The 20,675-nt window shown below is 73.8% G+C and carries 20 protein-coding genes and 1 riboswitch; of the genes, 9 read left to right on the plus strand and 11 right to left on the minus strand.

Annotated features, from left to right (window positions below; all coding sequences use genetic code 11):
• Positions 1–102: 102 nt before the first annotated feature.
• The 3 genes from ACFWJ4_RS35710 to ACFWJ4_RS35720 all read right to left on the minus strand — a co-directional run bounded on the left by ACFWJ4_RS35710 (position 103) and on the right by ACFWJ4_RS35720 (position 2,364).
• Complete coding sequence (locus tag ACFWJ4_RS35710; RefSeq protein WP_380551943.1) at positions 103–492, minus strand: DUF3040 domain-containing protein; 390 nt, start codon at positions 490–492, stop codon at positions 103–105.
• Between the two features lie 498 nt (positions 493–990).
• Positions 991–1,743: a methyltransferase domain-containing protein gene (locus ACFWJ4_RS35715; protein ID WP_380551946.1), complete on the minus strand. Its 753-nt coding sequence runs from the start codon at positions 1,741–1,743 to the stop codon at positions 991–993.
• Between the two features lie 45 nt (positions 1,744–1,788).
• Complete coding sequence (locus ACFWJ4_RS35720; protein ID WP_380551982.1) at positions 1,789–2,364, minus strand: SAV_6107 family HEPN domain-containing protein; 576 nt, start codon at positions 2,362–2,364, stop codon at positions 1,789–1,791.
• Between the two features lie 615 nt (positions 2,365–2,979).
• Here ACFWJ4_RS35720 and ACFWJ4_RS35725 point away from each other — a divergent pair.
• Together ACFWJ4_RS35725 and ACFWJ4_RS35730 are read left to right on the plus strand one after the other, a co-directional pair.
• Positions 2,980–3,588, plus strand: coding sequence for a DUF4126 domain-containing protein (locus tag ACFWJ4_RS35725; protein ID WP_380551949.1), 609 nt, complete (start codon positions 2,980–2,982; stop codon positions 3,586–3,588).
• Positions 3,589–3,610: 22 nt separating this feature from the next.
• Complete coding sequence (locus tag ACFWJ4_RS35730; RefSeq protein ID WP_380551952.1) at positions 3,611–5,128, plus strand: phytoene desaturase family protein; 1,518 nt, start codon at positions 3,611–3,613, stop codon at positions 5,126–5,128.
• Between the two features lie 48 nt (positions 5,129–5,176).
• Here the strand turns inward: ACFWJ4_RS35730 and ACFWJ4_RS35735 are convergent, their stop codons facing one another.
• Together ACFWJ4_RS35735 and metF are read right to left on the minus strand one after the other, a co-directional pair.
• Positions 5,177–6,049 carry a hypothetical protein gene (locus ACFWJ4_RS35735; RefSeq protein WP_380551955.1) on the minus strand — a complete coding sequence of 291 codons (873 nt, stop codon included), beginning with the start codon at positions 6,047–6,049 and terminating at the stop codon, positions 5,177–5,179.
• Between the two features lie 204 nt (positions 6,050–6,253).
• Complete coding sequence (gene metF / locus ACFWJ4_RS35740; RefSeq protein WP_359897118.1) at positions 6,254–7,168, minus strand: methylenetetrahydrofolate reductase [NAD(P)H]; 915 nt, start codon at positions 7,166–7,168, stop codon at positions 6,254–6,256.
• Positions 7,169–7,364: 196 nt separating this feature from the next.
• Between metF and ACFWJ4_RS35745 the strand changes: the two genes are divergently transcribed.
• Positions 7,365–8,495: a polyprenyl synthetase family protein gene (locus tag ACFWJ4_RS35745; protein ID WP_380551959.1), complete on the plus strand. Its 1,131-nt coding sequence runs from the start codon at positions 7,365–7,367 to the stop codon at positions 8,493–8,495.
• Between the two features lie 57 nt (positions 8,496–8,552).
• Here the strand turns inward: ACFWJ4_RS35745 and thiE are convergent, their stop codons facing one another.
• The 3 genes from thiE to ACFWJ4_RS35760 are packed head-to-tail and all read right to left on the minus strand — an operon-like array spanning position 8,553 to position 10,822.
• Positions 8,553–9,206 (minus strand): thiamine phosphate synthase, encoded by a 654-nt coding sequence (gene thiE, locus ACFWJ4_RS35750; RefSeq protein WP_380551962.1) that lies wholly within the window; start codon positions 9,204–9,206, stop codon positions 8,553–8,555.
• Positions 9,206–9,571, minus strand: a complete 366-nt coding sequence (locus ACFWJ4_RS35755) for an Rv2175c family DNA-binding protein (protein WP_189915099.1) — start codon at positions 9,569–9,571, stop codon at positions 9,206–9,208. Before ACFWJ4_RS35755 ends, thiE begins: the two co-directional genes overlap by 1 nt.
• Positions 9,572–9,613: 42 nt before the next feature.
• Entirely contained in the window at positions 9,614–10,822 is a 1,209-nt protein-coding gene (locus ACFWJ4_RS35760; protein WP_380551965.1) for an NAD(P)/FAD-dependent oxidoreductase, read from the minus strand.
• An 83-nt stretch (positions 10,823–10,905) separates the two neighbouring features.
• A riboswitch (TPP riboswitch) is annotated at positions 10,906–11,018 on the plus strand.
• Positions 11,019–11,021: 3 nt separating this feature from the next.
• On the opposite strand from ACFWJ4_RS35760, the gene thiO reads away from it, so the two are divergent.
• The 4 genes from thiO to pknB all read left to right on the plus strand — a co-directional run bounded on the left by thiO (position 11,022) and on the right by pknB (position 15,102).
• Complete coding sequence (gene thiO, locus ACFWJ4_RS35765) at positions 11,022–12,197, plus strand: glycine oxidase ThiO (protein ID WP_380551967.1); 1,176 nt, start codon at positions 11,022–11,024, stop codon at positions 12,195–12,197.
• Complete coding sequence (gene thiS / locus ACFWJ4_RS35770) at positions 12,194–12,433, plus strand: sulfur carrier protein ThiS (protein ID WP_380551970.1); 240 nt, start codon at positions 12,194–12,196, stop codon at positions 12,431–12,433. Before thiO ends, thiS begins: the two co-directional genes overlap by 4 nt.
• A gap of 3 nt (positions 12,434–12,436) precedes the next feature.
• Complete coding sequence (locus ACFWJ4_RS35775) at positions 12,437–13,234, plus strand: thiazole synthase (protein WP_380551973.1); 798 nt, start codon at positions 12,437–12,439, stop codon at positions 13,232–13,234.
• A gap of 86 nt (positions 13,235–13,320) precedes the next feature.
• Positions 13,321–15,102 carry a Stk1 family PASTA domain-containing Ser/Thr kinase gene (pknB, locus tag ACFWJ4_RS35780; protein WP_359897143.1) on the plus strand — a complete coding sequence of 594 codons (1,782 nt, stop codon included), beginning with the start codon at positions 13,321–13,323 and terminating at the stop codon, positions 15,100–15,102.
• Positions 15,103–15,136: 34 nt separating this feature from the next.
• Here the strand turns inward: pknB and ACFWJ4_RS35785 are convergent, their stop codons facing one another.
• Positions 15,137–15,766 (minus strand): sulfite oxidase-like oxidoreductase, encoded by a 630-nt coding sequence (locus tag ACFWJ4_RS35785; RefSeq protein ID WP_359897107.1) that lies wholly within the window; start codon positions 15,764–15,766, stop codon positions 15,137–15,139.
• Between the two features lie 241 nt (positions 15,767–16,007).
• On the opposite strand from ACFWJ4_RS35785, the gene bfr reads away from it, so the two are divergent.
• Complete coding sequence (gene bfr, locus ACFWJ4_RS35790) at positions 16,008–16,487, plus strand: bacterioferritin (protein WP_380551976.1); 480 nt, start codon at positions 16,008–16,010, stop codon at positions 16,485–16,487.
• A 37-nt stretch (positions 16,488–16,524) separates the two neighbouring features.
• On the opposite strand, the gene ACFWJ4_RS35795 is transcribed toward bfr, so the two are convergent.
• Together ACFWJ4_RS35795 and ACFWJ4_RS35800 are read right to left on the minus strand one after the other, a co-directional pair.
• Positions 16,525–16,803, minus strand: coding sequence for a (2Fe-2S)-binding protein (locus tag ACFWJ4_RS35795; RefSeq protein WP_359897103.1), 279 nt, complete (start codon positions 16,801–16,803; stop codon positions 16,525–16,527).
• A 159-nt stretch (positions 16,804–16,962) separates the two neighbouring features.
• Positions 16,963–18,372: a class II 3-deoxy-7-phosphoheptulonate synthase gene (locus ACFWJ4_RS35800; protein ID WP_380357613.1), complete on the minus strand. Its 1,410-nt coding sequence runs from the start codon at positions 18,370–18,372 to the stop codon at positions 16,963–16,965.
• Positions 18,373–18,614: 242 nt separating this feature from the next.
• Here ACFWJ4_RS35800 and ACFWJ4_RS35805 point away from each other — a divergent pair, with 242 nt between their 5' ends.
• Complete coding sequence (locus ACFWJ4_RS35805; protein ID WP_380551979.1) at positions 18,615–20,552, plus strand: anthranilate synthase family protein; 1,938 nt, start codon at positions 18,615–18,617, stop codon at positions 20,550–20,552.
• Positions 20,553–20,675 lie beyond the last annotated feature (123 nt).

The raw sequence follows: 20,675 nt of genomic DNA on the forward strand, positions 1-20,675 counted from the left end.
CGCCCCTCACCGGCCCACGACGCGGGGGGGGGATCTCTACGGGCGGCCCGCCCCGGCTTCGTCTGTTGCGTACCCATCGGCTCCGGCCATCGGCCGGGCGGCTCAGAAGCCCCCGGTCTGCTCGTCCCGACGGCGCTGCCAGCGCTGCTCCACCCGGTCCATCATCCCGGCCTTGCGGCGCGGGGCGGGGGCCGGGCGGGCCCCGGTGCCCTGGCCCGCGGGCCCCCGGCGCCAGCCGGTCACGGCGAACACCGCACATCCGAGCATCACCAGGAAGCCCACGACGCTGACCCAGATCTGGTCCGGCACGACCATGCCGCCCATCAGCAGGCCGATGCCCACCACGAAGCCGGCGACGGCCAGGTAGACCCGCCGACGGGTGTAGGTGCGCAGCCCGGTTCCCTCAAGCGCAGACGCGAATTTGGGATCTTCGGCATACAGCGCTCGCTCCATCTGGTCGAGCAGTCGCTGCTCGTGCTCCGAGAGCGGCACGGAGTCCTCCTACTCGTCGGTCGCGCGTGCGACCGGTCCGCCCACCCCGGTCGGGGAGGCAAGTCCAATCAGCCTTGGGGCACACGGTCGGACGCCCGTGCGGGGGACCCGGCCCGTGTCGTCCATATGCCCCACGCGTCCGGCTGTCATGCTTTCCGGCTTTACCCAGATCATACGGTCCGTGGGCCCGTTACGGAGTGGTCTGCGCCGCGTGGGACGGGCCACTTCGAGCGGGGACGGCCGCATCGGAGTCAACGCGCCACGCCCCGGACAAGTGCCCGATCGGATGGAATCGTCCCGGACCTGGGCAGGTTTGCCATCGGGCGGCGCGGAGCGACCGGGGGCCGACCGGCGCACGGACGGGCTACGGGCGGGGAACCGCCAGGCCTCCGGGGCGCGAACCGCCGCCGTACGGTGTGCGAAAAAACCGTACGACGGTGGCAGGGTTCGTGAAGGGGCGCACGCGCCCCGAGAGGAGCGCGTGCCGGACGGAACGCCTCAGGCCAGGGTGGCCAGCAGGTGCAGCTGGGTCGCCACGGCGTGGAACGCGGGCTGCTCGGCGGCGGCCTCCTCCAGCTTCAGCAGCGCGTCCAGGGCACCCGGCTCGGCGTCCACCAGCACCCCGGGGACGAGGTCGGCGAAGACCCGTACGCCGTGCACCGACTCCACCCGCAGGCCGGCGGCCTCGGCCAGCCGGCCCAGCTCCTCGCCGGTGAAGCGGCGCGGCATCGGGTCCTGCGCGCCCCAGCGGCCGTCCGTGGCGGAGAGCACGGTGCGGGCCTCGTTGAAGTGGCCGGCCAGCGCGCGGGCCAGCACGGCACCGTTGCGGTTGGCCGCCAGCAGGCTGACCACACCGCCCGCGCGCAGGGTGCCGGCCAGGCTGCCGAGCGCCTCGCCCGGGTCGTCCACGACCTCCAGCACGCCGTGGCAGAGCACCGCGTCCACACTGCCGGGCGCGACCAGCTCGGGCAGGGTCTGGGTGTCGCCCTGGACGGCCCGCACCAGGTCCGTCACCCCGGCCTCGGCGGCCCGGCGCTCCAGGGCGAACAGGGCGTCCGGGCTCGGGTCGACCACGGTGACGCGGTGGCCGAGCTTGGCGACCGGCACGGCGAAGTTCCCGGTGCCGCCGCCGGTGTCGACCACGTCGAGCACCGGCTGGTCCAGCTCGGCCGCCCGCTTCTCCAGGGCTGCCCGGACCACCTCCCACACCACGGCGGTACGCAGGGCACTGCGGGGACGCGTCGGGTACAAGGTGGGGCTCCTTGGCACGTGCAGTTCGATCAGGATGCCTCCACCTTAAACCGGCCCGGTGAGGACGCCGTTCGCGCCCGGCGGCTCGCAGGCCTCCAGTGGCAGCCGGGGCGGGGGCGGCGCGGCGTGCAGGCCGAGCAGCCGCTCGACCAGGCGCAGGAAGAGGGCGGAGTTGCGGATCAGGTCGTCGGCGTCGCGGGCCGAGGCGGCGCCCCTGATCCCGGCCTCGGCGGCGGCCCGGCGGCGGGCGCCGGCGCCGTAGTAGAGCGCCCATTCGGCGAGTTCCGGGGCCACCTCGGGCAGCACCTCCCAGGCGCTGCGGATGGCCTTGCGGCGGCGCGGACTCTTCTCCGGGCGGCCGCGCACCGCCAGGACGGCCGCCACCGTGCGCAGCGCGGCCAGGTGGGCGGTGGCGTAGCGCTCCAGCGGGTCCTCCAGGGCGCCGGCCAGGACGAGGGTGCGGTGGGCGTCGGCGAGCAGGTCGAGGGCGGCCGGCGGCGCGGCGGTCCGGCGCAGCACGGGGTGGACGTCCGCTCCGGCGGGGCGTCGGGCGGACGGACCCGGGAGCTGTGGCAGGGCGGCGGAGTGGAGGCGGGCGGTGACGGGCTCAGGACGACTGATGGTCATGGTCTCCCCCGTTCCGAGGCAGCGCGCGGACCGGGTGGTCCGTGCCCTTCCATCGTGAACGGCACCACTGACAATCCGGACCGGAAGGCCGCTCCTGCGGCGCGAAGGAGCCGTTGGGAGTCCGGAAACGGGGTAGCGGCGGCAGGCGCGGTCCTCCCCCGGTTCCGCGCCGCCGCCGTGTCGTCGCTCCGCCGGTCCACCCCTGGTCGGCGGCGGCGAACTCCCTCTCGCGGCCGGTCTCCCCCCGGCCCGCTCCGCCGCCCCGTGTCGGCGGTGCGGGGACCACGACCAGCCCCGTGGCGGTCCGTCCGCCGCCTCCCCCGGCCTTCGCGGCCGGGAGACGGACGGATCCGCCGCCCGGGCGGGCCGGGCGCCCGACGCGCCGCCCTCCCGGGTGCCACCACTCTCCCGTCCGCGCAGGTCGTCGGCCATCCGCTGACGTACTCAACCGCGAATCTGAGTATCCGTACTCAGTCCGTCCCGGCCCGCCGTCCGCCGGAACCGCGACGTGCGTCCACGGCGTCCCGGGTGCCGGTACGGTACGGCGGGGCCGGGCGGAACCGGCCCCTCCGGACGAGGAGCGGACGCGATGACGAGGAGGGGGACGCGATGACGGTCCTGCCGCTGATCTTCACCAGCGGGCTGGCCAGCGGCATCAACGCCTACGCGGTGGTGCTGCTGCTCGGCCTGCTGGGCAGGTTCGGTGACGCGGACTCGGTGCCGCAGGCGCTGGAGCGCACGGACGTGCTGGTGGTGGCGGGCGTGCTGTTCGCGCTGGAGGCGGTGGCCGACAAGATCCCGTACGTGGACAGCGTCTGGGACGTCGTGCACACGGTGATCCGGCCGATCGCCGGTGCCACCGTCGGCGTGCTGATCGCGAGCAACGACCCCGGTTCGCTCAGCGAGGTCGCGGCCGGCGCGATGGGCGGCACCTCGGCGCTGGTCAGCCACCTGGTGAAGTCCTCGCTGCGGATGGCCGTCAACACCTCCCCGGAACCGGTCAGCAACATCGTGGTCAGCATGGCCGAGGACCTCTCGGTGGCCGGCCTGGTCACGCTGGCGATCTTCCACCCCTGGCTGGCCGCCTCGGTCGCCGCCGCGGTCCTGGTCGCCGGCCTGCTGCTGGTCCGGCTGGCGATCACGAAGATCCGCGCCTTCCGGGCCCGCCGCCGCGAGCGCAGGGCCGCCCGGGCGGCGGGCACTGCGGGCACGGCGTAAACCTCGTCCTAGGATCGGGGCCATGGCAAAGATCGTCGTCATCGGCGCAGGAATGAGCGGGCTCGCGGCGGCCTCCCGGCTGGCGACCCTCGGCCACCGGGTGACGGTCTGCGAGGCGGGCGGCACGTACGGGGGCATGGTCGGGCGGTACGAGCGCGACGGCTTCGCCTTCGACACCGGCCCCGGCCTGCTCTCCCTCCCGGCCGTCTACCGCGACCTCGCGCTGAAGACCGGCAAGGAGCCGCTGGAGCAGCTGGTCGAGCTGGCCCCGGTCGACCCGGAGAGCCGGCACCTGTTCCCCGACGGCACCGCCGTCACCCTGCCCAACGCCTCCCGCGGCGGTGTCAGCCAGGCCCTGGACGCCGCCTTCGGCGCCGGCTCCGGCGCCCGCTGGAGCGAGGTGATGAACCACGGCCGGACGGTCTGGGAGGCCACCCGCCGCCCGCTGCTGGAGGAGGCGCTCCCGGCCGACCTCGGTGTCCTGTCCCCGGCCGGCCGGGCCCGGGTGGACACCGACCCGTACCCCGTGCCGCCGCGCACCGGCCTGGCCCGGCTGCGCCGCCCGCGGCCGTGGAGCCTCTCCGACGTGGCGCGGCGGCAGCTCGGCGGCCACCCCGGCCTGACCGCCCTGCTGGGCGAGCCCGCGCTGCGGTACGGCCTCCTGCCCGGGCAGGCCCCGGCGGGGGCCGCCGTGCTGCCGTACATGGAGCAGTCCTTCGGCGTCTGGTACGTCCGGGGCGGCCTGCGCGCGCTCGCGGACGCCGTGTACCGGCGCTGCGAGCTGCGCGGGGTCGAGTTCCGCTTCGACACCCCGGTCACCCGGGTGGTCGTGGAGAACGGCCGGGCGTGCGGGGTCGGGACGGCGGACGGCCGGATCGACGCGGACCTGGTGATCTCCGCGATGGACACCCGCACGCTGTTCCGCCACGGCATCGCCGAGTGGCCGGGGGTGCCGGCCGAGGACTGGGAGCCGTTCGAGGTGCCCGGCCGGTTCAGCGTGCTGCTCGCCCTGCGCGGGCCCCGGCCCGAGGGCACCGCGCACCGGACGGTGGTCCACGCGGTGGACCCGGCCGCGGAGGAGAACGCCCTCACCCTGTCCGCGCCGCTGTGCGAGCGTCCCACCGTGCAGGTGCTCCGCCCGGACGACCCGGCGCTGCGCCCCGACGACGCCCACGAGAGCGTGGTGCTGACCGCGACCGTCCCGGCCCAGGAGGAGGACGTCGACTGGACCGCCCCCGGTGTCGCCGACCGCTACGCCGACCAGTTGCTCGCCCACGTCGACGCGGCCGGCCTGGGACTGCGCGAGCGGGTGCTGTGGCGGGTCGTGCGCACCCCGGAGGACACCCGCCGGGAGACCGGCGCGCTGTTCGGCTCGGTCGCCCGCCCGGTGCTCGCGGGTTCGTACGCGGGGCTGCACGCCGCCAACGATTCGCCCGTCCCGGGCCTCTACCTGGTCGGCGGCAACGCCCACCCCGGCGGCGGCCTCGCCCGCGTCGGCATGTCGGCCTGCATCACCGCCGGGCTGATCGGCCCGGCGTAGGGCCCGGCGGCCCGGCCCGGTCGGCCTCGACTGCCGGGCCCTGCCGGGTCAGCCCTGGTGCCAGGTGTTCTGCTGCTGGTAGCCGTAGTTCTGGTCGTACGCCGGCTGCTGCGGGATGCCCTGGACCTGTGGGTCGGGCTGCGGCTGCCACTGCTGCTGGGGCTGGGCGTTCGGGTCCCAGGTCTGCTGGTGCTGCGGCTGCTGGTAGCCCGCGTACGGGTCCTGCTGCTGGTCCTGCTGCTGCGGGTAGCCGCCGTACGGGTCCTGCTGCTGGGGGTAGCCGCCGTAGGACTGCTGCTGGTCGTAGGCGTAGGCGGGCTGCTGCTGGGTCTGCCACTGCTGCTGGTCGTAGCCGGACTGGTAGGCGGCGGCGTACGGGTCCTGGTGCTGCTGCTGGACCTGCTGCTGCTGCTCGTAGTACCCGGGGGCGTAGACGCCGTCCTGGGCGAGTTCCTGCATCTCGAAGGCGGCGGTCCGCTCGACCTCGGGCACCTCGTCGGGCACCTCGACGGGGACCGGCGCGGAGGTCCGGGTCTCCTCGACGGCGCTGACCTCGCCGACCCGCTTCCTGGCGACGGCGACGGCCGCCACCGCGGCGGCGCCGCCGGTCAGGGCGCCCAGGAGCGGCACCTTGGCGAGCGGGCCGGGCAGGCTGCCGTCGGCCTTCCGCAGGGACCAGCCGGCCTGGTGGCCGCGCTTGACCGCGAGGGTGACGAAGGTCTGGCCGACCGCGAACAGCGCGGCGCCGGCCCCGATCACCACGACCGAGCCGAGGACCATCCCGGCGGCCACGCCCAGGAAGCCGGCCAGTGCCAGGACCCGCCAGTGCAGCGGTGCCCGGTTCTGCAGCAGCACCTCGGCGACCAACCAGAGCGCCACCACCGCCAACGCGGTGTACAGCAGCAGGTATCCGATGCCCATCCGCCCGCTACCTCCAGTCGCGTACCCGCGCTCGTGCGCCGCGCGTGTGCGGCGACTGTACCGGTTCAACGCCCGGGGTACCGCATCGCGTTCCCGCCGCCCCGGACGACGGCCGCACACGACCGAGCCCGTCAACGTCGGTGCGGTGACGGGCTCGTGAACACCCGGCGTCGGCGCTGCGCGGGCGCGGGTCCGGCCCGCCGGTCAGCGCTGGTGCAGCCCCAGGTTCTGGTAGATCTCCAGCGTCGCCGTCGAGTGGTTCAGCGTGATGAAGTGCAGACCGGGCGCGCCCTCGGCGAGGAGGCGCTCGGCCATCGCCGTGGCGTGCTCCATGCCGATGGCCCGCAGCGCCGCCGGGTCGTCGATGGCCGCCCGCAGGCGGGCCTCCAGGTCGGCGGGGAAGGCCGAGCCGCTGAGCTGGGGGAAGCGCTCCAGCTGCTTGGCGTTGGTGACCGGCATGATCTCCGGGATGATCGGCGTCTCGCAGCCGGCGGCCGTGACCCGGTCGCGCAGCCGCAGGTAGTCGTCCACCTCGAAGAACATCTGGGTGATCGCGTAGTCGGCCCCGGAGCGGATCTTCGCCACGAAGTGCCGGATGTCCTCGTCCCAGTCGGTCGAGCGCGGGTGCATGTTCGGCGAGGCCGCGACGCCGACGCAGAAGTCGCCGATGCCCTTGATCAGCTCCACCAGCTCGTACGCGTAGGTGACGCCCTCGGGGTGGCTGACCCACTCGCCCATCGGGTCGCCGGGCGGGTCGCCCCGGACCGCCAGGACGTTCCGCACGCCCTGGTCGGCGTACTGGCCGATGATGTTGCGCAGCTCCGCGATCGAGTGGTCCACCGCGGTGAGGTGGGCGACCGGGGTCAGGGTGGTCTCGGTGGCGATCCGGCCGACCATGTTGACGGTGCGCTCGCGCGAGGAGCCGCCGGCGCCGTAGGTCATACAGACGAAGTTCGGGTCGAGCGGTTCGAGCCGACGGATGGCGTCCCAGAGTTTCTGCTCGCCGACCTCGGTGCGCGGCGGCATGAATTCGAAGGAGAAGGAGCGCTTTCCGGCCGCCAGGAGGTCGCGCACCGTCAGTGCGCGATCCGTTCTCGTGGAAGCGATACCGAGTGCCATGCTGGCAGGCTATCCGGCGTTCGAAGGGGCCGGACAACCGTATTCCACCTATTGAGACAAGAGATGGAAGACGTTCCGGTTCGCCCCGGCCCCGTCCCGCGGCGCCTCCCCCGAGCCCCCGCGGGGCCGCTCGCACACCCGTTCCCAGCCGCACCGTTACGCTTGCTGCACCCCAGAGAACCAGCGGAGCCCCATCGTGACCTCGTCCAGCACCCGGCCGGCCAACCCCAGTGCGGCCAACCCCATTGACGTGGAGGACGTCCGCACCCGCGTCAACACGGCGCTCGCCGCGTTCATGGACGGCCAGTCCGTGCTGCTCGACAAGATCTCGCCCCGGCTGGCCCCCGCCGCCGACGCGCTGCGCGACTTCCTACTGGACGGCGGCAAGCGCCTGCGCCCGGCCTTCTGCTACTGGGGCTGGCGCGGCGCCGGCGGCCCGGCCGGGGGCGCCACCGGTGAGGCGATCGCCAACGCCGCCGCCGCCCTGGAGCTGCTCCAGGCGAGCGCCCTGGTGCACGACGACCTGATGGACCGCAGCGACACCCGCCGCGGCCTGCCCTCGGTCCACCGCCGCTTCGAGGCGCTGCACCGGGACAGCGGCTGGCGCGGCGACCGCGAGCAGTACGGCACCTCGGCCGCGGTGCTGCTCGGCGACCTGCTGCTGATCTGGTGCGACGAGCTGTTCCTGCGCTCCGGCCTGGAGCCGGCCGCCGTCCTCGCCGCCAAGCCCGTGTTCGACCTGATGCGCACCGAGGTCATGCTCGGCCAGTACCTGGACGTCCTGGAGCCGGTGGCCGGCGACTCGACCGACGAGGGCGCGCTGGACCGGGCGCGGACGGTGCTGCACTACAAGTCCGCGAAGTACACCATCGAGCGGCCGCTGCAGGTGGGTGCGCTGCTGGCCGGTGCCGGGCCGGAACTGGTCGAGGCCTACGGGGAGTTCGGGCTGCCGCTGGGCGAGGCCTTCCAGCTGCGCGACGACCTGCTCGGCGTCTTCGGGGACCCGGCCGTCACCGGCAAGCCGGCCGGGGACGACCTGCGCGAGGGCAAGCGCACCCTGCTGGTCGCGCACGCGATGCGGGGCCTGCCGGCCGCCGACGCCCGGCACCTGGACGAGCGGCTCGGCGCGCCGGACCTGGCGGCCCCGGAGGTCGCCGAGCTGCGCGCGCTGGTCGCCCGCAGCGGCGCGCCCGAGCTGGTGGAGCACCGGATCGAGGAGCTGATGCGGCAGTCGCTGGCCGCGCTGGAGGCCGCTCCGCTCGCCGACGACCGGGCCCGTACGGTGCTGCTGGCCCTGGCCGAGGCCGCCACCGTCCGCAAGTACTGACGGACGGCGACGGCCCCGGGGGCCTGCGGGCCCCCGGATCCCGCTGATCCGGGCCGGTCAGAGCGCGGCGCGCACCCGGCGGGACAGCTCGGCGGCGGCCGCCCGCGGATCCGCCGCGGCGGTGACGGCCCGCACCACGACGATCCTGCGGGCACCGGCGGCCAGCACCTCGTCCAGGTTGCCGAGGTCGATCCCGCCGATCGCGAACCACGGCCGGTCGGTGTCCTGCTTCGCCGCGTACGAGACCAGGCCGAGGCCCGGGGCCGGGCGGCCCGGCTTGGTCGGGGTCGGCCAGACCGGGCCGGTGCAGAAGTAGTCCGTACCGGGTTCGGCGATCGCCGCGTCCACCTCGGACTCGGCGTGGCAGGAACGGCCGATCAGCACGTCCTCGCCGAGGATCGCCCGGGCGGCCGGCACCGGCAGGTCGTCCTGGCCGAGGTGCAGCACGTCCGGCCGGGCCGCGTGGGCGACGTCGGCGCGGTCGTTGACGGCCAGCAGCTTGCCGTGCCGGCGGCAGGCGTCGGCGAAGACCTCCAGGGCCTCCAGCTCCTGCTTGGCCTCCAGACCCTTGTCCCGCAGCTGGACGATGTCCACCCCGCCCGCCAGCGCCGCGTCCAGGAACTCGGCGAGGTCGCCCTGCTCCCGGCGGGCGTCGGTGCACAGGTAGAGCCGGGCGTCGGCCAGCCGGGTACGCAGCGTGTCCGCCGCCATCAGATCAGCATCGCCTGGGCGCGGCGCTTCACCTCGGTGCCGCGGTTCTCCCGCAGCGCCTGGATCGGGCTGCCGGGCAGCGACGGGTCCTCGGTGAAGAGCCACTCCAGGATCTCCACGTCGTTGTACCCGCAGTCCCGCAGGACGGTCAGGGTGCCGGACAGGTGCTTGACCAGGCCCGGGCCGTCGATGAACGCCGCCGGGACCTGCAGCGACTTGTTCGGCCCGCGCCGGACGGCGATCAGGCCGCCGTTCTTGACCAGGTCACGCACCTCGGTGACCCGGACCCCCCACTGCTCCGAGATGTCGGGCAGGTACATCCAGTCGGTGACCAGGGCTTCAATCTTGCTTTCGATCTCACTCACGCCACCAGACTGCCACCTCCGCGGCCCACCGCGCACCAGGCACTACCCCGCGACGGCCGACTTCAGCGGCACCGCCGGGTCGCCCGCGCGGGCCGGATCCAGGGCCGTACCGCGCTCGATCAGCCTCCGCCCCTGGGTGAGGTCGCGCGGCCGGTCCACGGCCAGCAGCGCGCTCGGCACGCCGTCGCGCAGCCAGAGCACCGACCAGTCGCCGTCCCGCGGGGAGCCGCGCCACAGCAGCTCGTCGCCCTCGGCGTGCCGGCCGGCGTACTGGACCATCCGGCCGAACTGCTCGGACCAGAAGTACGGCACCGGGTCGTAGGCCGGCGCGTCCGCGCCCAGGAGCGCTGCGGCCACCGCCTCGCCGGACTGCAGGGCGTGGTCCCAGTGCTGGACGGCCAGCCGGGCACCGGCCCGGGCCGAGGGGTAGCTGACGCAGTCGCCGGCCGCGAACACGCCGGGCACCGAGGTGCGCAGCCGCCCGTCCACCACGACGGCGCCGGCCGCGTCCAGCTCGACCCCGGAGCCGGCCAGCCAGCCGGTCGCGGGGCGGGCCCCGATGCCGACCACCACCTCGTCGGCGGGCAGGTGCGAGCCGTCCGCCAGCAGCACCGCGCCGGGCTCGACGGCGGCCACGCCGACCCCGCAGCGCAGGTCGACCCCGGCCCCGGCGTACCAGGCGGCCATCGCCGAGCCGACCTCGGTCGGCAGTGCGCCGGGCAGCGGCGCCGGGCCGGCCTCGACCACGGTCACCTCGCAGCCCGCCGCGCGGGCCGCGGTGGACACCTCGGCGCCGATCCAGCCCGCGCCGACCAGCACCAGCCGCAGCCCGGGGCGCAGCAGCGCGCGCAGCGCCAGGGCGTCGTCCAGGGTGTGCAGCAGGTGCGCGCGCTCGGCGCCGGGCAGGGCCCGCGGGACGGCGCCGGTGGCGATCACCAGCGAGCCGTACGGGAGGTCGCCGCCGTCGGTGTGCAGCACGCCGGGGGTCAGTCCGGTGGCCCGGCGGCCGGTGAGCAGCTCGATGCCGAGCTGCCCGTAGTCGATGTCCAGGGCGGTGGAGTCGGCCTTGCCGAGCAGCACGTCCTTGGAGAGCGGCGGCCGGTCGTACGGCGCGTGCGGCTCCTCGCCGACCAGCACGATCGGCCCCTGCCGGCCGCCCTGCCGCAGCTTGAGGGCGCACTGCGCCCCGGCCAGCCCGGCTCCGACGACGACCACCTGATCCGTTCCGCTCAGCTCTGCCACGCCCGTCACTGTACTCAGCGCGACGCGGCGGCCTGCGGGCCGTCCGCCCGCTGTACGGGCCTTCGGCCGGGCCGACCCCCGGCGTTAAGGTGGGGGCACCACACGGGAGCCCGGCGCACCGGGCTGAGAGGCGGGCTGGCACGGCCTGCGACCGTCCGAACCTGATCCGGGTCATACCGGCGAAGGGAGAAGAGCAGCTTTGTCACGCTTGCCATCAGGCGCCCACGCCGACGTGCTGGTGATCGGCGGGGGCGTCATCGGCCTCGCCGTCGCCTGGCGCGCCGCGCAGCGCGGGCTGCGGAACGTGATCGTGGTCGACCCCTCCCCCGGCGGCGGGGCCGCCGGGGTCGCGGCCGGGATGCTCGCCCCGGTCACCGAGCTGCAGTACGGCGAGGAGCCGCTGCTGCGCCTCGGGATGGCCTCGAACGAGCGGTACGCGGCCTTCGCCGCCGAGCTCTCCGAGGCGAGCGGCGGCCGGGACACCGGCTACCGCCGCTGCGGCACCGTCGCCGTGGCGCTGGACTCCGACGACCGCGAGGAACTGCGCGAGCTGCACGCCTTCCACCAGCGGCTCGGTCTGGACTCGACCTGGCTGACCGGCCGGGAGGCCCGCAGGCTGGAGCCGATGCTCGCCCCCGGCGTGCGCGGCGGCCTGCACGTCGCGGACGACCACCAGGTGGACCCCCGGCGCCTGCTCACCGCCCTGGCCGCCGCCTGCGAGAACGCGAACGTCCTGCTGCACCGCGCCGAGGCCGTCGAGCTGCTGGTCGAGGACGGCCGCGCGACCGGCGCCCGGCTCTCGACCGGGGAACGGGTGGGCGCCGGACAGGTCGTCCTCGCCGCCGGCCCGCACAGCCACCGGCTGCCCGGCCTGCCCGACGGTGTGCTGCCCGCGATCCGACCGGTGAAGGGGCAGGTGCTGCGGCTGCACGTCCCGGACGCCTACCGCCCGTTCCTGTCCCGCAACGTCCGCGCCGTCGTCCGCGGCCGGCACCTGTACCTGGTGCCCCGGGAGAACGGCGAGCTGGTGGTCGGCGCGACCACCGAGGAGCAGGGCTACGACACCACCGTCACCGCCGGCGGGGTGTACGAACTCCTGCGCGACGCCCACGAGTTGGTCCCGGGAATCACCGAACTCCCGCTGCTGGAGACCTCCGCCGGGCTGCGCCCCGGATCGCCGGACAACGCCCCGCTGCTCGGCCCGACGTCACTGCCCGGGCTGGTCGCCGCCACCGGCCACTACCGCAACGGCGTGCTGCTCACCCCGGTGACCGCCGACCTGGTCTCCGAGTACCTGGCCACCGGTGAAGTCCCCGAAACGGCAAGGCCGTTCACGCCCCTGCGCTTCTCCCCCGAACCCCCCGCTGCGAAGGCCTCCGCATGACCGAGATCGCCCCGAACGAGATCACCCCGAACGAGATCGCCCTGACCGTCAACGGCGAGCCCCGCCGGGTGTCCGCCACGACCACCCTCGCCGAGGTGGTGGCCGCCGTCAGCGCCGCCAACACCGGTGTCGCCGCCGCGCTCAACGAGGCCGTGGTGCCCCGCGGTTCGTGGCCCGGGACGGCGCTGGCCGGCGGCGACCGGATCGAGATCCTCACCGCCGTGCAGGGAGGCTGAACCATGGCCGACGACCTTCTGACCATCGCCGGGACGGCCTTCTCCTCCCGGCTGATCATGGGCACCGGGGGCGCCCCCAGCCTGGAGGTCCTGGAGCGCGCGCTGCTCGCCTCCGGCACCGAGCTGACCACCGTCGCGATGCGCCGGGTCGACGCCACCACCCAGGGCTCCGTGCTCGACGTGCTGACCCGCAACGGCATCCGGGTGCTGCCCAACACGGCCGGCTGCTTCACCGCCGGCGAGGCCGTGCTGACCGCCCGACTGGCCCGCGAGGCGCTCGGCACCGACTGGGTCAAGCTGGAGGTGATCGCCGACGAGCGCACCCTGCTGCCCGACCCGATCGAGCTGCTGGACGCCGCCGAGACGCTGGTCGACGACGGCTTCACCGTCCTGCCGTACACCAACGACGACCCGGTGCTGGCCCGCAAGCTGGAGGACGTCGGCTGCGCGGCCATCATGCCGCTGGGCTCGCCGATCGGTTCGGGCCTGGGCATCCGCAACCCGCACAACTTCCAGCTGATCGTGGAGGGTGCGGGCGTCCCGGTGATCCTGGACGCGGGCGCCGGCACCGCCTCCGACGTGGCGCTGGCGATGGAGCTGGGCTGCGCCGCGGTGATGCTCGCCTCCGCGGTGACCAGGGCTCAGGACCCGGTGCTGATGGCCGAGGCGATGCGGCACGCCGCCGAGGCGGGCCGGCTCGCCCACCGGGCCGGCCGGATCCCGCGCCGCTTCCACGCCGAGGCCTCCTCCGCGATGGCCGGCCGGGCCGATCTGGACGCCCGCGAGCGCCCCGCGTTCTGAACCGTCGCGCATGTCACAAGCCGGTCCCGGAGGCGGTGTCCTCCGGGACCGGCCGTCCCGGGCGGCTCTAGACTCTCCGAGTGGACATGGCACTGCACGACCCCTTGATCGGCGCCCTGCTCGACAACCGGTACCGGGTCGAGCAGCGCGTCGCGACCGGCGGGATGTCCACCGTCTACAAGGGCACCGACACCCGTCTGGACCGCGTGGTCGCACTCAAGGTGATGCACCCTTCGCTGGCCGGCGACGAGGGCTTCACCGCCCGCTTCATCCGCGAGGCCAAGGCCGTCGCCAAGCTCACCCACCCCAACGTGGTCACCGTCTTCGACCAGGGCGCGGACGGCGGCCACGTCTTCCTCGCCATGGAGTACGTGCCCGGCCGCACCCTGCGCGACCTGCTGCGCGACCGCGGCGCGCTGTCCGTCCGGGCCGCTCTGGACGTGCTGGAGCCGGTGCTGGCCGCGCTCGGCGCCGCCCACCGGGCCGGGCTGGTCCACCGCGACGTCAAGCCCGAGAACGTGCTGATCACCGACGGCGGCCTGGTCAAGGTCGCCGACTTCGGCCTGGTCCGGGTGCTCGGCACCGCCGACGGCGCGCCCACCTCGACCACCACCGCCACCGGCGGCACGGTCATGGGCACCGTCTCCTACCTGGCCCCCGAGCAGATCCTCCCGGACGCCCCGACCGACCAGCGGGTGGACGTCTACGCGGCCGGCATCCTGCTGTACGAGATGCTCACCGGCCGCCGCCCGCACACCGGCGACAATCCCGTCCAGGTCATGTACAAGCACCTGCACGAGGACGTCCCGGCCCCCTCCTTGGTCGCCCCCGCCGTCGGCCCCGAACTGGACGCGATAGTGGCCGGCGCCTGCGCCCGGTCCGCCGACGCCCGCCCGTACGACGCGGTCGAGCTGCTCGCCGCCCTCCAGCGGGTGCGCCGCACCCTCACCCCGGCCGAGCTGGACGCCGAGCCGCCGGCCTCCACCCGGCCCGGCCCGCGCTACCCGACCACCGAGCCGACCTCGGTGGTCCAGCCGCTGCCGCGGCCCGCCGACGCCCCGCCGACCGAGCGCACCAGCGTGCTGGACATGCCGCCGGAGCTGATGGACGAGCTGCTCGCCGAGCCCCGCCCGTACGACGAGCCGACCCCGGTGCAGCGGCGCCGGCCGGCCACGCCGCGCCGCCGTCTCCCCCGCGGGCCGCTGATCTGGACGGCCGCGGTGGCCGCCCTGGTCCTGGCGATCGGCGGCGCCACCTACGGGATCTCCGAGGGGCTGTACGGCGCGGTGCCGGGCGTGCTCGGCAAGGACCGGGCCGAGGCGCAGCGGGTCCTGGACAAGGAGGGCCTGCACGGCAGGTTCGTCGAGGTGTTCAGCGAGTCCGTGCCGTCCGGGCAGGTGATCTCCGTGGATCCCGGGGTGGGGGCGCGCACCCGCAAGAGCGACAGCGTCACCGTCACCGTCTCCAGGGGCCCCAAGCGGATCGCGGTGCCGGACCTCGCCGGCAAGAGCTCCGCCGACGCCGCCTCGGCCCTGGCCGGCGCCCAGCTGACCAGGGGCGGCGTGACCGAGACCTACGACGACACCGTGCCCGAGGGCTCGGTGATCAGCAGCTCGCCGGCGGCCGGGCAGCTGCTGCAGGAGAACTCCGCGGTCTCGCTGGTGGTCAGCAAGGGCATGGTGCCGGTCCCGAACGTCACCGGGATGGGCAAGGACGAGGCGCAGAAGGCGCTCCAGGCGGCGGGCTTCACCATGCAGACCAGCGGCTGGGACGTGTTCGGCGCGGTCACCTCCTCCGGCCAGAGCCCGGCGGCGGGCGAGCGGCGCCCGCAGCGCAGCGTGGTGACGGTCAAGTTCTCGCTGTTCTAGGGCGCGTCCGGCCCGCTCGGCCGCCGCGAGGGGTTCAGCGCAGCGGCCCGTCGCCGGGCTCCTCCTGGTAGGAGTAGCGCTGCTCGCGCCAGGGGTCGGCGAGGTTGTGGTAGCCGCGCTCCTCCCAGAAGCCGCGCCGGTCGGCCCGCATGTACTCCACCGCGCGCACCCACTTGGGGCCCTTCCAGGCGTACAGCCGCGGCACCACCAGCCGCACCGGGAAGCCGTGCTCGGCGGTGAGCGCCTCGCCGTTGCGGTGGGTGGCGAGCAGGGTGCGGGGGTCGGCGAAGTCGGCCAGCCGCAGGTTGGCGCTGTAGCCGTACTCGGCCCAGACCATGACGTGGGTGACGCCCGGTGCCGGGGGCACCAGGTCGAGCACGGCGGCGGCCGACACGCCCGTCCATTCGTTGCCGAGCACCGAGAACTTCGTCACGCAGTGCATGTCCCCGACGACGGTGGTGCGCGGGAGGGCGCAGAAGGCCTCGAAGTCCCAGCTGTGCTTCTCCGCCGAGGCGGTGGCGCCGAACACCTGGAGGTCCCAGGTCAGGGGCTTGAAGCGGGGCACCGGCCCGTAGTGCAGGGCGGGCCAGCCGCGCTGCGCGCGCTGGCCCGGGGGGAGCCTGGGGTCAGACGGCGGAAGCGGTTCGTGTTTCGACTGACCCATGGATCCATGGTGACAGACGGCGGACGAGCCTCGGCGCGCGCCCCTTTGCGCGGATTCGCGCCCCGGCCCGTCCGGAGCAACGGTCGAGCCCCCACCAGCACGTTCCGTGATGAATCGGATATTCCGCCACATCTCCTAGTGAGTGTGAACTTACTGGAATTTCCTCCCGAAGCGGTGCCAGGATGCGCAGCGCAGGACCCAGCACAGGACGCAGGACAGGACTCACGCAGGAGGCATCACCATGCAGGGCGATCCCGAGGTCATCGAGTTCCTCAACGAGCAGCTCACCGCCGAGCTGACCGCGATCAACCAGTACTTCCTGCATGCCAAGATGCAGGAGAACTTCGGCTGGACGAAGCTCGCCAAGTACACCCGGCACGAGTCCTTCGACGAGATGAAGCACGCCGAGACGCTCACCGACCGGATCCTGTTCCTGGACGGGCTGCCCAACTACCAGCGGCTGTTCCACGTCCGGATCGGCCAGACGGTCAAGGAGATGTTCGAGGCGGACCGCCAGGTCGAGGTCGAGGCGATCGACCGGCTCAAGCGCGGGATCGTGGTGATGCGGGCCAAGAACGACGTCACCTCGGCGAACATCTTCGAGGACATCCTGGCCGACGAGGAGCAGCACATCGACTACCTCGACACCCAGCTGGAGCTGCTGGACAAGCTCGGCGAGGCGCTCTACCTCGCTCAGGTCATCGAGCAGCCGGAGTCCTGAGGCGGTCCTCCCGGGCGGCCCGGACGGCCCGGGCCGTTCAGGCCGCCCGCAGTGGGACCACCGGAGCGGCCTTCGGGGCGGGGGCCGGGGCGGCCGGGGCCTCCGGGTCCGCGAGGCCGAGCTTCGCGGCCAGCCGGGCGGTCGGGCAGGGGCGGGCGCCGTGCTCGCCGAGCAGCGCCTGGATGCGGCGCACGCAGGACCCGCAGTCGGTACCGGCCCGGCAGCCCTTCGCTATCTGGCGCGGGGTGCTGGCGCCGCCGTCGATCGCCTTCTTCACCTGGTCCTCGGTGACCGCATGGCACATGCACACGTACATCGCGGTCTCTCCCGGGGTGGAGCGGAATGGATCTTGACTAAGGTTCGCCTTAGTTCACTGAGGCTTACCTTACCCGGGCAAACGGGTACGAAAAAGCCCCTCCGGGCTCGGGAACACCGAATCCGGAGGGGCCTTCGTCACATCCGACGGACGCCGGGCCTACTGGCCGCGGTACATCTCCGCCACCAGGAACGCCAGGTCCAGCGACTGGCTGCGGTTGAGGCGCGGGTCGCAGGCCGTCTCGTAGCGCTGGTGCAGGTCGTCCACCAGGACCTCGTCGCCGCCGCCGACGCACTCGGTGACGTCGTCGCCGGTCAGCTCCACGTGGATGCCGCCCGGGTGGGTGCCGAGCGCGCGGTGCACCTCGAAGAAGCCCTTGACCTCGTCCAGGACGTCGTCGAAGCGGCGGGTCTTGTGCCCGCTGGAGGCCTCGAAGGTGTTGCCGTGCATCGGGTCGCAGATCCACACCGGCTTGGCGCCGGAGGCGGTGACCTTCTCCACCAGGGTGGGCAGGTGCTCGCGGATCTTGCCCGCGCCCATCCGGGTGATGAAGGTCAGGCGGCCGGGCTCGCGCTCCGGGTCCAGCTTCTCGATCAGCGCGAGCGCGTCGTCCACCGAGGTGGTCGGGCCGAGCTTGACGCCGATCGGGTTGCGGATCTTGGAGGCGAACTCGATGTGCGCGTGGTCCAGCTGCCGGGTGCGCTCGCCGATCCACACCATGTGGCCGGAGACGTCGTACAGCTCGCCGGTGCGCGAGTCCACGCGGGTCAGCGCGGTCTCGTAGTCGAGGACCAGCGCCTCGTGCGAGGAGAAGAACTCGACCGCCTTGAACTCCTCCGGCACCACGCCGCAGGCGCTCATGAACGCCAGGGCGTTGTCGATCTCCCGGGCGAGCTGCTCGTAGCGCTGGCCGGCCGGCGAGTTGCGGACGAAGTCCTGGTTCCAGGCGTGCACCTGGCGCAGGTCCGCGTAACCACCGGTGGTGAACGCGCGCACCAGGTTGAGCGTCGCGGCGGACGCGTTGTACATCCGCTTCAGGCGCTCCGGGTCCGGGATGCGGGACTCGGGGGTGAACTCGAAGCCGTTCACCGAGTCGCCGCGGTAGACCGGCAGGGTCACGCCGTCGCGGGTCTCGGTCGACTTGGAGCGCGGCTTGGAGTACTGGCCGGCGATGCGGCCGACCTTCACCACCGGCACCGAGGCGGCGTACGTCAGCACGGCGGCCATCTGGAGCAGCGTCTTCAGCTTGTTGCGGATGTGCTCCGCCGAGACGCCGTCGAAGGCCTCGGCACAGTCACCACCCTGGAGGAGGAAGGCCTCCCCGCGCGCCACGGCCCCGAGCCGGGCGCGCAGCTGGTCGCACTCGCCGGCGAAGACGAGCGGCGGATAGGAGGCGAGCTCGGCAAGGGTCTTGCGCAGAGCCTCTTGGTCCGGCCATTCAGGCTGCTGCGCCGCGGGCAGGGACTGCCAGGAATGGGCAGCCCTCGAAGTCTCAGTCGTAGCGGTCACATCGCCAAGGCTACGGGGTGACAGGAGTGACTCGTGACTATTGCCCGAGGGATGAGACATATCTCGGACAAAGACGTGACGGCCCTCACCCGCCCCGGCGCATCCGCTAGGGTCGAACCATGCACGCGCCCCACACCCACTCCTGGTGGTGGGCCTCCCCCAAGGGTGGCCCACGAACGACGCGTTCCTAGACGAACACGACGGCCGCCCCTCGGGGCGGCCGTCGGCGTCTGCGCAGACGGCCCTCCGGGAGCGGACCTTGCACCGCCTCTCACCAGCCCACCCGGAAGGAAGCCGTTCCCGTGACCACCGCCGTCGACCTGCTCACCCGCCTCACCGGCCCGGACGCCCCCGCGTTCGCCCTGCTGCACCGCCGCACCCCCCGGCTCAGCCCGGACACCGTCGAGGTGCTGCTGGGCACCGTCGACCGCTACGAGCACCTCGCCGACCTGCCCGTGCGCAGCGGCCCGCCGGCCGGCGGCGGCCCGGTGCACGATCTGCTCGCGCTCGTCCCGTACCGCCAGATCCGCGAGCGCGGCTTCGAGGTGCACGACGACGACACCCCCCTGCAGGCCCTCTCGGTGACCGAGCAGCACACCCTGCCGTTGGCCGAATTCACCTATGCCCTACCGAAATTGCCGGTCTCACTTGCCGGTGGCGGGTTCGATGTGGACGACGATTCGTACGCGTCGATCGTCCGCAAGGTCATCCGGGACGAGATCGGCAACGGCGAGGGCGCCAACTTCGTGATCCGGCGCGACTTCCACGCGACGCTGGAAGACTTCTCGCCGGAGCTCGCGCTGACGCTCTTCCGCCGGCTGCTGGAGCAGGAGCGCGGCGCGTACTGGACCTTCCTGGTGCACACCGGTGACCGGGTGCTGGTCGGCGCCTCCCCCGAGGTGCACGTCCGGCAGAGCGGCGGCACCGTCGTGATGAACCCGATCTCCGGCACCTACCGCTACCCGGCCGGCGGCACCGACCTCGACTCGCTGCTCCAGTTCCTGCACGACCCCAAGGAGCTGGAGGAGCTCACCATGGTCGTGGACGAGGAGCTCAAGATGATGTGCACGGTCGGCGACCTCGGCGGCCAGGTGCTCGGGCCCCGGCTCAAGGAGATGGCCCACCTCGCCCACACCGAGTACGAGCTGCGCGGACGCACCTCGCTGGACGTCCGCGAGGTGCTCCGCGAGACGATGTTCGCCGCGACCGTCACGGGCAGCCCGGTCGAGAACGCCACCCGGGTGATCAAGCGCTACGAGACCACCGGGCGCGGCTACTACTCCGGCGCGCTCGCCCTGATCGGCCGTTCCGCCAGCGGCGGGCAGCTGCTGGACTCGCCGATCTGCATCCGCACCGCCGACATCGACCCGGCCACCGGCCGGCTGGTCGTCCGGGTCGGCGCCACCCTGGTGCGCCACTCCGTCCCGGAGTCCGAGGTCGCCGAGACCCACGCCAAGGCCGCCGGAGTGCTCACCGCGATCGGCGCCCGGCCCACGCCCGCCCGGCTGCCCCACCCGGTCGGGCCCCGGCTCGCCGACGACCACCGGGTGCAGGCCGCCCTGGACTCCCGCCGGGCCGACCTCGCGCCGTTCTGGCTGCGGATGCAGCAGCCCGCCGAGATCACCGAGACCGAGCCGACCCTGGTCGTGGACGGCGAGGACACCTTCACCTCGATGCTCTCCCACCTGCTCGGCTCGCTCGGCCACCGGGTGACGGTGGCCCGGTACGACGAGCCGGGGCTGCGCGAGCGGGTCGCGGCGCACCGGGGCGCACTGGTGCTCGGCCCCGGCCCGGGCGACCCGGCGCTCGCGGACGACCCCAAGATGATGCTGCTGCGGCCGATCGTCGCGGACGCGCTGGCCGCCGTCCGCTCCGGCGCCCGCACCTCGCCGCTGCTCGCGGTCTGCCTGAGCCACCAGCTGCTGGCCGCCGAACTCGGGCTCGCGCTGGGCCGCAAGGCCGTCCCCTACCAGGGGGCGCAGGAGCGCATCGACCTGTTCGGCGGCAAGCAGACGGTCGGCTTCTACAACACCTTCACCGCGCGCTGCTCGGAGGCCGACGCGGCACGGCTCGCCACCGAGGGCGTCGAGGTCTCCCGGGACGCCGTCACCGGCGACGTTCACGCGCTGCGCGGGCACGGCTTCGCGGGGCTCCAGTTCCACCCGGAGTCGGTGCTCACCCGCGACGGGGTCGGCATCGTGGCGGGCCTGCTGCGCGGGGCGACGGCCGCACTGCGCTGAGCCGACGGCGCGGCCCCGGGCGGACGTAGGCGGTTTCTAGCGGTCGTTGCAACACGTGGTCGGTTGTTCAGGCCGCGAGCAGTTTATGCAGGCGCTCGGCTGGGGTTTCCCAGCCGAGCGTTT

Source organism: Kitasatospora sp. NPDC127067, from assembly GCF_042724755.1.
In the GTDB taxonomy this organism is placed as follows: Bacteria; Actinomycetota; Actinomycetes; order Streptomycetales; family Streptomycetaceae; genus Kitasatospora; species Kitasatospora lactacystinica.